This is a genomic window from Patulibacter sp. NPDC049589, from assembly GCF_040675535.1.
GTDB lineage: Bacteria > Actinomycetota > Thermoleophilia > Solirubrobacterales > Solirubrobacteraceae > Patulibacter.
In genome coordinates, this window is record NZ_JBFAPC010000152.1 from 1 (window position 1) to 13,223 (window position 13,223).

The 13,223-nt window shown below is 74.3% G+C and carries 12 protein-coding genes; 9 read left to right on the forward strand and 3 right to left on the reverse strand.

The window, feature by feature from the left end; genetic code table 11:
- From AB0L40_RS21930 to AB0L40_RS21955, 6 genes are all read left to right on the forward strand, one after another.
- On the forward strand, positions 1-1,262 hold a 1,262-nt coding region (locus AB0L40_RS21930), incomplete at its 5' end, for a serine protease (protein WP_364359671.1).
- A 104-nt stretch (positions 1,263-1,366) separates the two neighbouring features.
- The gene (locus tag AB0L40_RS21935; protein WP_364359674.1) at positions 1,367-1,735 is read left to right on the forward strand and encodes an FtsX-like permease family protein; all 369 of its coding nucleotides are present in this window, start codon (positions 1,367-1,369) and stop codon (positions 1,733-1,735) included.
- A gap of 110 nt (positions 1,736-1,845) precedes the next feature.
- Positions 1,846-2,943 carry an ATP-dependent DNA ligase gene (locus AB0L40_RS21940; protein ID WP_364359677.1) on the forward strand — a complete coding sequence of 366 codons (1,098 nt, stop codon included), beginning with the start codon at positions 1,846-1,848 and terminating at the stop codon, positions 2,941-2,943.
- A 150-nt stretch (positions 2,944-3,093) separates the two neighbouring features.
- Positions 3,094-4,086, forward strand: coding sequence for an aldo/keto reductase (locus AB0L40_RS21945; protein WP_364359680.1), 993 nt, complete (start codon positions 3,094-3,096; stop codon positions 4,084-4,086).
- Between the two features lie 199 nt (positions 4,087-4,285).
- On the forward strand, positions 4,286-5,461 hold the full coding sequence (locus AB0L40_RS21950) for a trypsin-like serine protease (protein WP_364359683.1): 1,176 nt from the start codon (positions 4,286-4,288) through the stop codon (positions 5,459-5,461).
- 146 nt (positions 5,462-5,607) lie between these two features.
- On the forward strand, positions 5,608-6,468 hold the full coding sequence (locus AB0L40_RS21955) for a phosphatase PAP2 family protein (protein WP_364359686.1): 861 nt from the start codon (positions 5,608-5,610) through the stop codon (positions 6,466-6,468).
- A gap of 84 nt (positions 6,469-6,552) precedes the next feature.
- Here AB0L40_RS21955 and AB0L40_RS21960 read toward each other — a convergent pair whose 3' ends face one another.
- The 3 genes from AB0L40_RS21960 to AB0L40_RS21970 all read right to left on the reverse strand — a co-directional run bounded on the left by AB0L40_RS21960 (position 6,553) and on the right by AB0L40_RS21970 (position 9,609).
- Positions 6,553-7,659 carry an ATP-dependent DNA ligase gene (locus AB0L40_RS21960; RefSeq protein ID WP_364359689.1) on the reverse strand — a complete coding sequence of 369 codons (1,107 nt, stop codon included), beginning with the start codon at positions 7,657-7,659 and terminating at the stop codon, positions 6,553-6,555.
- Between the two features lie 9 nt (positions 7,660-7,668).
- Positions 7,669-8,586, reverse strand: coding sequence for a sterol desaturase family protein (locus AB0L40_RS21965; protein ID WP_364359692.1), 918 nt, complete (start codon positions 8,584-8,586; stop codon positions 7,669-7,671).
- A gap of 195 nt (positions 8,587-8,781) precedes the next feature.
- A complete protein-coding gene (locus tag AB0L40_RS21970) occupies positions 8,782-9,609 on the reverse strand; it encodes a winged helix-turn-helix domain-containing protein (protein ID WP_364359695.1) in 828 nt (275 codons plus the stop codon).
- A 178-nt stretch (positions 9,610-9,787) separates the two neighbouring features.
- On the opposite strand from AB0L40_RS21970, the gene AB0L40_RS21975 reads away from it, so the two are divergent.
- From AB0L40_RS21975 to AB0L40_RS21985, 3 genes are all read left to right on the forward strand, one after another.
- Entirely contained in the window at positions 9,788-11,191 is a 1,404-nt protein-coding gene (locus AB0L40_RS21975; RefSeq protein ID WP_364359698.1) for an ABC transporter permease, read from the forward strand.
- Entirely contained in the window at positions 11,188-12,246 is a 1,059-nt protein-coding gene (locus AB0L40_RS21980; RefSeq protein ID WP_364359701.1) for an ABC transporter permease, read from the forward strand. The genes AB0L40_RS21975 and AB0L40_RS21980 overlap by 4 nt, the downstream gene beginning before the upstream one ends.
- The coding region (locus AB0L40_RS21985) for an L-rhamnose isomerase (protein WP_364359704.1) at positions 12,243-13,223 on the forward strand (981 nt) is incomplete at its 3' end. The genes AB0L40_RS21980 and AB0L40_RS21985, both read left to right, overlap by 4 nt.

Genomic DNA, 13,223 nt, shown 5'->3' on the forward strand with positions numbered 1-13,223 from the left:
TGGAGCTCGCCGGCGTCGCCGCCACCGCCGGCCCCGCCGCCGCGGACACCGCGACGACGCGCGTGGTCGGCGGGGGCCCCGTGGCGATCGCCGCCCGCCCGTTCCAGGTCGCCCTGTACGACCCGGCCCCCGACGGTGCGGCGGCCAGCCCGTACGCCGGGCAGTTCTGCGGCGGGACGATCGTCGACGCCACCCACGTCGTCACCGCCGGCCACTGCGTCTTCGACTCGACCACCGGGCAGGCCCGCGACGTGTCGCACGTCCGGGTGCTCGCCGGGACCGCCCACCTGCGCGACGGCGCCGAGCCCGAGGCCACGACCGCCCGCGACGTCGCGGTGACGCAGATGGTCGTCCGGCCCGGGTTCACGATCGACAACCTCGACGGCGACGCCGCCGTGCTGACGCTCGCCGAGCCGCTCTACGCCGGCTCCCCGAAGATCGACGGCACCACGCCGATCGCGCCGATCGCGCTCATCACCGCCACCGAGTCCGCGCAGTACGTGGACCCGGAGGGCAGCGCCGCGGTGAAGCTCTCCGGCTGGGGTGACCGGACCGCCCAGAGCGGGTCGGGCGTCGGGACGATCCTCGGCACCACGAACGACTACCCGCGCGACCTCCAGATCGCCACGACGCACATCTTCAAGCGCTCGACCTGCCAGTCGGCGTACACCGGCAGCGGCGCGAACGTCAACGACCGCGTCCTCTGCGCCGGCGAGCCGCAGGGCGGCGTCGACTCCTGCCAGGGCGACAGCGGCGGCCCGCTGACCGTCGACATCGGCGGCACGCCCGTGCTGGCCGGCATCGTGAGCCTCGGCATCGGCTGCGCCCAGCCGGGCCGCCCGGGCCTCTACACGCGCGTCGGCGAGTCCTCGGTGAACTCGTTCCTGCGGGCCGCGACCAACATCCCCGACACGACGCCGACGCCCCCGGTGACGCCGCGCAGCACCGCCGACTCCGCGCGGCCGACCATGCGCCTGGCGTCCCGGCGCTGCACCCCGACGCGCTGCGTCACCCGCGTCAGGGTCGCCGACGCGACCCCGAGCGCCGGCATCCGCAAGATCACTGCGACGCTGCGCTGGACGGCCGCCGGCCGCAAGCGCTCCAAGACGGTGAAGGCCCGCACGACGTCGAGCGGCAAGGGCACGATCGTCACCTCCGGCCTGGTCCGCGGCCGCCGCTACACGCTGACCCTGCGCGCGACGGACAAGGCCGGCCACGCGCAGCGCAAGGCCAAGGTCTACGCGCTGACGCCGGGGCGGTAGGGACCCCGGTCCCGGCGGGCGGGCCGCCGCGCCGAGGCCGCACGACCATCGAGAGTGCGGTCCTCCTCGTCTGAGGAGGACCACCGCACTCTCGATGCCCCAGCGTGGTCGCCGCGATCGCCGTCCTGCTGCTGATCGGCGCGAGCATGCTGGTCAGCGCCCTCGAGCAGCTGCACGAGCGGCGCCGGCTCCTGTCGTCCCTGGTCGCGTTCGGCACCCCGCCGGCGACGATCCGTCGCTCGATCCTGCTGCAGACCGCGGTGCCGGTCGGCCTCGGGCTCGGCCTCGCGGTCGTCGCGGGCCTCGGGCTCGGCGCGGTCCTGCTGCGGCTCGTCGACGCCCCGTTCCGCGTCGACGCCGGGCCGGTGCTCCTGATCATCGGCATCGGCGCGGCCCTCGTCCCGCTGGTGACGGCCCTGAGCGCGCCGGCGCTGCGGCGGGTGCTGCGGCCGGGCGGGCTGCGGACGGAGTGAGGGGACGGGCGGGAGCGGCCCCGCGCGACCACCGCGGTCTCGGCCGCCCGTCCGGGCACCGCCGCGCGCCGGTTTCCGCCCGCCCCGCCCGCGGGTAGGGTCGCCCCACCGTGCCCCTGCCGCTGCAGCCCCCGTTCGCCCCGCAGCTCGCCCGCGGGCGGGAGAGCCTCCCGACCGGCGACGGCTGGTCCTACGAGCCGAAGTGGGACGGCTTCCGGGCCATCGCGTTCGTCGACAGCGCGGTGCCCGTCGGCGGGACGAGCGGCGCCGGCCCGCCGGACGCCGGACGGGGCGGGTCCGAGGGCGCGAGGTCCCCGACGGACGCCGATTCCCCCGACGAGCCGACCGCGACCGCCGGCGGCGCGTCCCTCGTCCTCCTCTCGCGCGGCGGCAAGCCGCTGCAGCGCTACTTCCCCGAGCTGCGCTTCCCGCCCGGCCGCTACGTGCTGGATGGGGAGATCGTCGTCGATCCCGACGGCCTGGACGGCGATTCCGCCCCGGACTTCGACGCGCTCTCGCAGCGGATCCACCCGGCCGCGTCGCGGATCGCGAAGCTGTCCGTCGAGGTCCCCGCCCGGTACGTGGCGTTCGACCTGCTGGCGGTGGGCGACCTGTCGCTGCTGGAGCGCCCGTTCTCGGCCCGCCGCGACGCGCTGGAGCGGTTCCTCGCCGCCGACGCGTTCGCGGACTCGAGCGTCGCGCTGACCCCCGCGGTCCGGACGCCGGAGGAGGCCGAGGGCTGGCTGCAGGACACCGAGGGCGTCGTCGCCAAGGAGCTCGACGCGGCCTACCTGCCGGGCGAGCGCAAGGGGATGGTGAAGATCAAGCGCAAGCGGACGATCGACTGCGTGGTCCAGGGCTGGCGCCACGGCAAGGAGGACGGCACGGTCGGCTCGCTGATCCTCGGCCTCTACGCCCCGGACGGCGAGCTGCGCACCGTCGGGCACTGCTCGAGCTTCACCGCCAAGCGCAAGCGCGAGCTGACCGCCGAGCTGCGGCCCTACGGCACCGGCCGGGTGATCGCCGGGGAGCCCAGCCGCTGGAAGTCCGACAAGGAGCTCGAGGTCCAGGAGCTGCGCCCCGAGCTCGTCGTCGAGGTGAGCTTCGACCAGGTCTCCGCCGGCCGGATCCGCCACGGCACGAAGCTCCAGCGCTGGCGCGACGACAAGGCGCCGGCGGAGTGCACGATCGACCAGCTGGACGGCTGATGGCGATCCCGCGGTGCGGCCACCGGCGGGGCCGCACCGCCCTGAGCTAACGAACCAGTTAGTTGACTTTCGCGCCGGAGCGGCGCACCATCCGGAGGACCCGGTCGCCTCGGCACGACGGCGACCGCACCGCGCGAAGGGACGACGCACATGCAGCACCGCAAGCTGGGCCGGCAGGGCCTCGAGGTCTCGGCCCTGGGCCTCGGGACGATGGGGATGACGATGGCCTACGGGCCGAACGACGACGACGCGCGGAGCATCGCGACGCTGCGCCGCGCGCACGAGCTGGGCGTGACGTTCTTCGACACCGCCGAGCTCTACGGGCTCGGCACCGGCTCCAACGAGCAGCTGCTCGGCCGGGCGCTGAAGGACGTCCGCGACGAGGTCGTGATCGCCACGAAGTTCGGCTTCGACCTGTCGGGCGACACGCCGCTGGGCGTCGGCCTCGACAGCCGCCCCGAGCACATCCGCGAGGTCACCGAGGCGAGTCTCGGCCACCTGGGGACGGACGTCATCGACGTCCTCTACCAGCACCGCGTCGACCCGGACGTGCCGATCGAGGAGGTCGCCGGCACCGTCGGGGAGCTGATCGCCGAGGGCAAGGTCCGGTACTTCGGCCTGAGCGAGGCCGGCCCCGAGACGATCCGCCGCGCCCACGCCGTCCACCCCGTCTCGGTGCTGCAGACCGAGTACTCGATCTTCGAGCGCGAGGTCGAGGCCGACGTCCTGCCCGTCCTGCGCGAGCTCGGCATCGGCTTCGTCCCCTACTCGCCGCTCGGCCGCGGCTTCCTGACCTCCGACGTCAAGCCGGCGGAGGAGTACCCCGAGGGCGACATGCGCCGCACCGACCCGCGCTGGCAGGGCGAGGACTTCGTCCGGAACGCCCGCGCGGTGGAACAGCTGACGGCGCTGGCGACCGAGAAGGGCGTCGCGGTCACCCAGCTGGCGCTCGCGTGGCTGCTCGCGCAGGGCGACGACGTCGTCCCGATCCCCGGCACCCGCAGCCCCGAGCGCCTGGCCGAGAACGTCGCGTCGGCCGACGTCGTCCTGGACGCCGCGGACCTGGAGCGCGTCCACGCGATCCTGCCCGACGGGTCCTACGGCGCCCGGTACCACGAGGCGATGCTGCCGACCTGGACCTAGGACGGGAGCGGTCCGTGGTCCCGGGCCGGCGGGGCGCGCCCCGGGCCGCCCGACCCGGACCTCCCCACGCCGCCGGCGAAGGGGGAGCGAAGAATCCGGCCCGCGGGGCCCGGAAGCGCGACCGCGCCACGTCCGGCCCGGCTACCGTGCGCGGACGGCGCCCGTCCGGGACGCCGCCCACCGGGTACCAAGGACCTTCATGACCCTCCCCCGCCCGCGCGGCCGCCGCGCCACGACCGCCCTCTCCGGCGCCCTGCTCGTCGCCCTGGGCGCGAGCGCCACCGCGAGCGCCGCCGAGTGGCGGACGGGGTTCTCGGCCGCCGGCGACCAGGCGACCACCCGCATCGCCGGCGGCGACGTGCTGGCCGACACCTCCACGGCGCCCTGGACCGTCGCGATCCAGACGGTCTTCGGGCAGACGTCCGTGGGCGCCTGCAGCGGCACAGTGCTGGACGCGCTGCACATCCTCACCGCCGCGCACTGCGTGGTCGAGGAGAACGGCACCCGCGCGACCCCCGACCAGGTCGCGGTCGCCGCCGGCACCCCCGACGTGACCTCCGCCGCCGGCCGCGCGACCGGCGTGGTCGGCGGCGTCGCCGCGATCCGCGTGCACCCGCGCCACGAGGCCGGCGGCTTCTACGACGACGTCGCCGTGCTGACGCTCGCCGCGCCCCTGGACCTCACGACCGGCAAGGTCGCGGCCCTGCCGATGGCGCCCTCGGGGACGCTCGTCGACCCGGGCCGCTCGGTCCGCATCACGGGCTTCGGGATCACCAGCCCGACCTCCGACGACTACGGCACGCTGCGCGAGGTCTCCGTCCGCTCGGTGATCGGCGGGTCGAGCTGCAGCAACTCGGCGCCCGGCGCGTTCCTCTGCACCGAGGGCACGAACAAGGGCGCCTGCTCCGGCGACAGCGGCGGCACCGCGACGATCGGCTCGGCGAGCGCCCGCAAGCTCATCGGCGTCACGGACATCGCGGACTCCAAGTGCCGCGGCCTGAACTTCTTCGCCAACGTCGCCGCCCCGGAGATCCGCACGTTCATCGACGCCGCGGTCGCCGAGCAGGACGTCACCGCCGCCCAGACGCCGCTGGCCCCGCGCGGCGGCCGCTCGATCAAGATCCAGGGCACCGCGAAGGTCGGCCGGACGATGACCTGCCGCCGCGGATCGTGGACCGCGGGCACGAAGTTCCGCTACGCCTTCCTGCTCCAGAAGGGCTCCAAGCAGCGCAACCGCGGCTTCCGCACGAGCAAGACGTACAAGCTGCGCTCGACCGACCGCGGCTGGCGCGTCTTCTGCGCCGTGCAGGTCCGCAGCGCCGGCGGCCAGGGCGTGTCGGTCGGCAACAACACGCGCGTCGTGGGCGCGCGCTGAGGCTCCGGGCGGGCGCCGCGGCCGGCCGCGTGCGTCCGCCCCGCAGGCCCGACCGCGGGCCTTCCGCGGCCCGGCCGGTCGGGACAGCGGACCACAGTCCGCTTAGTCCGGTACATGCACGCGCATAGTGGTACGGTGAAACCACGATGCGCTCCGAGGACACCACGCGACCCGGAGCCCCAGCGGGCCACCGCTGGACCTGGCGGACGGTCCTCCTGGCCTTCGCCGTCGCGTACGGCACCTACGCCGCGGCCCGGTGGCTCGGGGCGGGCGAGGGCGCGGCCCACGCGAACGCCGGCCATGTCGTCGACCTGGAGCGCGCGCTCGGCCTCGACGTCGAGGGTCCGGTCCAGCGCGCGTTCGACGCGCCCGCGGCCGTCTGGATCCTCAACCACCTCTACATGGCGGCGCAGTTCCTCGTCGTCCCCGCCGCGCTGCTGCTCGTCCGCCACGCGTCGGTCCCGGCGTTCCGTCGCCTGCGCGACGTGCTCCTGCTGACCTGGGTCCTCGCGACGCCGGTCAACGCGTTCTTCCCGGTCGCCCCGCCGCGGATGGCGGGCATCGGCGTCACCGACACGATCACCGCCAGCGGCTCGAGCGCCCTGACCTCGGGGCTGTCGACCGCGCTCTACAACCCGCTGGCCGCGGTCCCGAGCCTGCACGTCGCGTTCGCGTTCACGGTCGGCATCGCGATCGTGATGACCTTCCGCTCCCGCGTCCTGCGCACGATCGGCGCGCTGTGGGGCCCGGTCATCACCCTCGCGGTCGTCGCCACCGGCAACCACTACGTCGTCGACGCGGTCGCGGGCGTCGCCCTGGCCGCCTGCTCGTACGGGCTGCTGCGGCTCCCGGCCCCGCGCCCCGCGCTCGGTCGCCTGGCCGCGCGTCCCTCGCTGCCGGCGGCGGCGACCCTCGTCCGCGCCGGCACCGCGGTCGGCGCGGCCTGGGCGGCCGTGCCGCTCGTGCCCCACGGCGGCAGCGGGCACCGGACGACGACCGGGCACTGAGGCCCGGGCCGACTCGGGGCCCCGGCCGCCCGGAGGCACGCGACCGGCCGACGGGGACGCGTCGCCGCGCCGCGGCGACGCCCGTCAGCCCTTCGGCTTCTTCGCCCGGCTCGGCGCGACGCGCTTGGGCTCGTGCTCGCCCTTGGCGAAGTTCGGCGGCCACGGCGCGTCTCCGCGCCCCTCCTCCTCGTCGCGCCGGGCGAGGTCGAGCAGGCCCGCGAGGGACCCGGCGTGGGCGTCGATCGCCGCGTGCGGGTCGCCGTGGGCGCGCAGGAGCTCCGGCACGGTGCGGAGCGTGAAGTCCCCGAGCTCGGCGTCGGGGACCTGCGCCCAGGTCAGCGGCATCGAGACCCGCGCGTCGGGGGTCGGGCGCACCGACCACGCCGACGCGACGGTCCGGTCGCGGGCGTTCTGGTTGTAGTCGAGGAAGACGCCCTCGCGCTCCTCCTTCCACCACTTCGACGTGGCGCGTCCGGGCATCCGCCGCTCGACCTCGCGGGCCAGGGCGAGCGCGGCGCGGCGCACGCCGGTGAAGTCGTGCTCGGGACGGATCCGCACGTTGACGTGGATCCCCCGCGAGCCGGACGTCTTCGGCCAGCCGATCAGGTCGTGCTCGTCGAGGACGTCCTTGACGCACAGGGCCACGGCGCGCACCTCGCCCCAGCCGACGTCGGGCTGCGGATCCAGGTCGATCCGCAGCTCGTCGGGGTGGTCGAGGTCCGCCCGGCGGACGGGCCACGGGTTGAAGTCGATCGTGCCGAGCTGGACCGCCCAGACCAGGTGCGCGGCGTCGTTGACGACGAGCTCTCGCGCGGTGCGCCCGCTCGGGAACGTCACCGTCGCGGTCTGCAGCCACTCGGGTGCGGTGTCGGCGATCCGCTTCTGGAAGAAGGGCTCCTTCGTGATCCCGTTGGTGAAGCGCTTCAGCGCGCCGGGCCGCTCCTGCAGGTGGAGGACCGCCGGGCCGACCGCGGGCGCGGCGTCCGCCGCCGCCGGCCCGTCGCCCGCCGGCGCGGCGGCCCGGGCCTCGCCGACCGCCACGTAGTACTCGGCGAGGTCGAGCTTCGTGATCGCGGCCTCGGGTCCGAGGCCGTCGCCGCGCTCGGCCCGCGAGGGGAAGAACACCTTGCCCGGGCTCGACAGCCGCACCTCGCGTCCCGCCGCCAGGACGGTGGTCTCCTCCTTCGCCATGCGGGGACGCTACCCGGTGGGGCGCGCCCCCAGACGTCGCCGCTCGGGGGCCGGCGCCTCCTCGCGCACCTCCTCCGCCGCGCCCGGTGCCGGCGACCAGCCGGGCCCGCGGAAGAGGTAGCCCGCGCGGTCGCGCCAGGTCCGCGCATCGCGGACGTCCCGTAGCAGCGCCACCCACTCGCCGTACGCGACCCGCACCGGGTTGTGGGTGTCGATGTTCGTCGTCAGGCCGTAGCGGACGCGCTCCCGCTCGGGCTCGAACGTCCGGAAGAGCCGGTCCCAGACGATGAAGATGCCGCCGTAGTTCTTGTCCAGGTACTGGTCCTGGACGCCGTGGTGCACGCGGTGGTGGCTCGGCGTGTTCATCACGAGCTCGATCGGCCGCGGCAGCGTCCGCACCGCCTCCGTGTGCAGGAGGAACTGGTAGAGCAGGTTCCAGCTCTGGGCCAGCAGGATCGCCCACGGCGGGAAGCCGATGACGGCCAGCCAGAGCCAGAAGACCGGCGCGGTGAACGGCGACCAGTCCTGCCGCAGCGCCGTCGACAGGTTGTAGTGCTGCGACGAGTGGTGGACGACGTGCGTGGCCCACAGCATCCGCACCCGGTGGTGCCCGCGGTGGTACGCGTAGAAGGAGAGGTCCTCGGCGAAGAGCAGGAGCAGCCAGGGCCACCACTCCCCCATCGGCATCTTCAGTGGCGACAGCTCGTAGACGCCGGCGAAGACCACGACCGCGCCGAGCTTGAGGATCGCCTTGAAGCCGAGGCTGCCGAGGCCCATCGTGATGCTCGTCGCGGAGTCCCTCGCGTCGTACCCGACCGGCGCCGACGGATCCTCGGCATGCTCGTGCGCGGCGTGCCGGAGCGTCAGGACCTCGAGCGCCATGAAGAGCAGGAAGAACGGGATGGCGTAGAGGATGGGATCGGACACGAGCCGGCGCTCCAGACTGGTTGGACCAGATGCTCAACTGGTTGTACCAGTTGACCGCGGTGACCGTCAAGACGTGAGCGGCCCCCAGTCGACCGTCCCGGGTCCGGCCGCAGGACGACGGGCCGCTGACCGTCGGTCCGCGGAGCGACGCCGGGCGGACGGGGACGCGGCGCGGAGGTGCCCGCCGGCCCGCGTTCAGGCGGCGGGGACGTCGCCCTCGAGCTGCGCGGCCACGAGCGCGGAGGCGCCGTCGGCGTCGCCGTCGCGCACCGCGGCGGCCAGCGCGCGGAGGGCGCCGGCGTCGTCCGGGGCCAGCGCCGCGGCCAGGTCCGGGAACGCGGCGACGGCCTGGTTCAGCGAGTTGAGCATCAGGCGGTAGGCGACGTTCCCCGCCCCGGCGACGATCGCCCGCCAGAGGTCCTCGTAGGCGGCGACGACGCTCGCCGACGGCACCGTGCCCGACGCACCGGGGCCCGCCCCGTCGGCGGCCGCCGGGGCGGACCCCCCGGCGGCCGTCCTGTCGACGGCCGCGCCCTCGCGGGACATGGGACCCGGCGCGCCGCCCGCGTCTACGGCGGCCGCGACCGCGTCCACCAGCGACGCGACGTACCGGCGGGCGCCGTCGTCCGCCCGCGCGACGAAGCGCCGCGCCGCGTCGACCCCGATCAGCGCTCGCAGCTCGAGCACCGACCGCACGACCTCGGCCGGCGGCCCGGCCTCGGCGCCGGCGTCGCGGACGAGGTCGAGCAGCAGGTCGAGCCCGCCGGTCTCCCGCCAGTCCTGGACGCGGGTCGCCCCGCCCTGGGTGATCCGCACGAGCCCGGCCTGCTCCAGCCGCTTGAGCGCCTCGCGGACCGCGTGGCGGTTGACCCCGTGCCGCTCGGCGAGCGCGCGCTCGGAGGACATCGCGTCACCCGGGGTCAGGTCGCCGGCCAGGATCTCGGCGCGCAGGCGGTCGTGGAGCACGTCCGAGACCCGGCGGGCCGGTCCCGTCGCTCGTCCGTCGGCCGCGCGCTCCACCATCGGCGCGGATTCTCGCAGCGGGCCCGCGGCGGCGTGGTCGTCGCCGCCCGCGGACGTTCGCCGCGGCCGGGGCGAGCCGGACCCCGGGCCCGCCCCGAGCCCCTCGCGCGATCGGGGCGGAGCCGGACGGCGGGGCCGGGGCCGGGCGGCGACGCCGTCTGCGTCAGGATCCGGGGCGATGCGAGCCACGGACGGCGGCGGGGGGATCGGGGCGACCCGCGCGCGGCGGTCCGCGGCGCGCCTCTGGGCGAGCACCCGGCCCCGCCGCTGGCGCGCCGTGCGAGCCGGGGCGGCGATCGCGATCCCGCTCGTCACCGGCGCGGTGCTCGGGCACGTCGCGGAGGGCGTGCAGGCCGCGCTGGGGAGCTTCGTCGCCCTCTACGCCTCCGACGCTCCCTACCGCCGGCGGGCCCGGCGGCTGGCCGAGGCCGCGCTGCTGCTCGCGGCGGTCACGGCTCTCGGCACGGTCGTCGCCGGGAGCGTGCTCGCGACGTGCGTCGCCGGCGGCGTCGTCGGCGCCTCCGTGACCCTCGGTGCGCTTGCGCTGCGCGTCGGTCCGCCGCGCGAGTACTTCGTGCTGCTCGTCTTCCTCATCGCCACCGCGCTGCCCGTCGATCCCGGTGCGTGGGCCTCCCGCGGGACCGGGCAGGAGATCGTGCTGGTCGGCGTGATCGCGCTGCTCTGGGTGGCGCTCTGGCTCAGCACCCCGGCGTTCATGACCGGCGGCTCGATCCAGCCCCTGCTGGTGGCGACCGCCCCGGTGGCGCTGGTCGGCGTCGGCATGACCATCGTGATCATCACGGGCGGTATCGACGTCTCGGTCGGCGCGGCCATCATGGTGTGCTCGGTGCTGACCGCGAAACTGCTGGTCGACGCCGAGGTGAGCCTGGGCATGGCGGTGCTCGTCGCGGTCCTGGCCGGCGGTCTGCTCGGGCTGGTCAACGGCGTGCTGATCGCCTACGGCCGGGTGCACGCGATCATCATCACCTTCGGTACGGCGAACCTGTTCCTCTTCCTCGGCCTGCAGATCTTCGGCTCCGGGACGGTCAACGGGATCCCCGGGACGCTCGGCTTCTTCGGCCGCGGGCCGGACGGGCGGACCCTCGGCATCCCGCACGCCTTCCTGATCACCCTGCTGATCACCGCGGCCGCCTGGTGGTACCTGCGGCACACCGCGGGCGGCCGGCACTTCTTCGCGGTCGGCGGCGACGCGCAGGCCGCACGGCTCGCCGGCGTACGCGTCCAGCGCCGTGTCCTGCTCGCCTACGTGCTCACCGGCCTGCTCGTCGGCCTGGCGTCCTGCTTCGTGATCGCGCAGGGCACCTCGACGCTGGACCAGTCGGTCGGCTCCGGCAAGGAGCTCGCCGTGATCGCCGCCGTCGTCATCGGCGGCACCTCGATCATGGGTGGCCGCGGCTCGGTCCTCGGCACCCTGCTCGGCGCGCTGCTGGTCCAATCGGTCGCCTCCGGCGTCACCCAGCTCGGCTGGAGCTCCCAGCTCTCCGACCTGTTCGTCGGCATCTTCATCATCGTGGCGGTCGGTGCTGACCTGCTGCGTGCCCGGGCGAGGAGGTCCCGATGACCGCGACAGCGGCACCGGTCCGGCAGCGGCCGGACATCCTGAAGGTCCTGCTCACCCAGCGGATCCCGCTGCTCGCGGTGCTCATCGTCGCCGTGGTGATCACGTTCTTCGTCAACGACGCGGGCGGCTACCTGACCGCGCCGTACGACTTCGACTACATGTCCGCGGCTCTGATCAACGCGGTGCCCCTCGCGATGCTGGGCCTGGCCGAGCTGCTGGTGATCCTGTCCGGGCGGGGCGGCATCGACCTGAGTGTCGGCGCGATCGTGAGCCTGGCCGGGATGGTGTTCGGCTTCGCGTACGGCGAATGGGGCTGGCCGCTCTGGGTGGCGATCCTGGCCACCGCCGGGTTCGGCGCGCTGTGCGGGGCGGTCAACGGGTTCCTGGTGTCCTACATCGGGTTCCCGGCGCTGATCGCGACCCTGGCCACGTTCTACGCGTTCAAGTCGATCGCCATCGTGATCAACAGCCAGCAGCCGATCAGCACCCCGCCGATCCAGGACCTGTTCTCGCTGAGCAAGTCGGTGGAGCTGCCGCTGTTCGGGCAGTACATCCCGGACGTACCCCTCGGGATCTTCACGTTCCTGCTGCCCACGGTCGTGGCCGTCTGGCTGCTGCTGGCGCGTACCGCGTACGGTCGCCGGCTCTATGCCATCGGCACCAACGACGTGGCGGCGCGCTGGTCGGGTCTCCCCGTGCGCGACACGCGCTTCAAGGCGTACGTCTATGCGGGTCTGATCTCCGGCCTGGTGGCCGTGGTGACCGTGGCCCAGTTCGCCTCGGCCCGCCCGGACGCGGGTGTCTCGGGCAGCGGCATGGCCCTGCCCGCGATCACCATCGCCGTGCTCGGCGGGGTGGCGATCACCGGTGGCATCGGCCGGGTGGCCGGGGTCGTGCTCGCCACCCTGCTCATCGTCTGGCTCAACGCCGGCATCCTGCTCGCCTTCGTCGGTAACGAGGGCGCGCAATACCAGCTCCTCGCCCTCGGCACGGTCCTCGTCTTCGCGGCCCTGCTGAACGGGCTCACCAACCGACGGTACGGAGGTACCTCATGACCCTCGACGCTCTGGACGACTTCACTGTCGAGGTCCCGAGCTGGGCGTACGGGAACTCGGGCACCCGGTTCAAGGTGTTCGCCCGGCCCGGGGTGCCGCGCGACCCGTACGAGAAGCTCTCCGACGCCGCGCAGGTGCACCGCCTCACCGGGCTCGCGCCGCGGGTCTCGCTGCACATCCCGTGGGACCTGGTCGACGACTGGGCCGACCTGAAGGCGCACGCCGACAAGCTGGGCGTGCGGATCGGCGCGATCAACTCGAACCTGTTCCAGGAGGACGACTACCGGCTCGGCTCGCTGTGCCACCCGGACGCCGCGGTCCGGCGCAAGGCGGTCGACCACCACCTGCAGTGCCTGACCGTGATGCGGCAGACCGGCTCGACCGACCTGAAGATCTGGCTGCCGGACGGCCTGAACTACGCCGGGCAGGACTCGCTGCGCGGCCGCCAGGACCGGCTCGCCGAGTCGCTGCGCACGATCTACGACGCGCTCGACGACAACCACCGCATCCTGCTCGAGTACAAGTTCTTCGAGCCGCACTTCTACAGCATGGACATCCCGGACTGGGGCACCTCGCTGGTGCACTGCATGGCGCTCGGCGACAAGGCGACAGTGGTGCTGGACACCGGCCACCACGCGCCGGGCACCAACATCGAGTTCATCGTGATGCAGCTGCTGCGGGTGAACAAGCTGGGCGCGTTCGACTTCAACTCGCGCTACTACGCCGACGACGACCTGATCGTCGGCTCGGCCGACCCGTTCCAGCTGTTCCGGATCATGTCGGAGATCGTGTCGCAGCGTGCGCACCTGCCCTCGTCGGGCGTCAACTTCATGCTCGACCAGTGCCACAACATCGAGGAGAAGATCCCCGGTCAGATCCGCTCGGTGCTCAACGTCGAGCAGGCCCTGGCCAAGGCGCTGCTGGTGGACCAGGAGGCGCTCGCCGCCGCGCAGCGTGCGGGCGACGTGCTGGGCGCG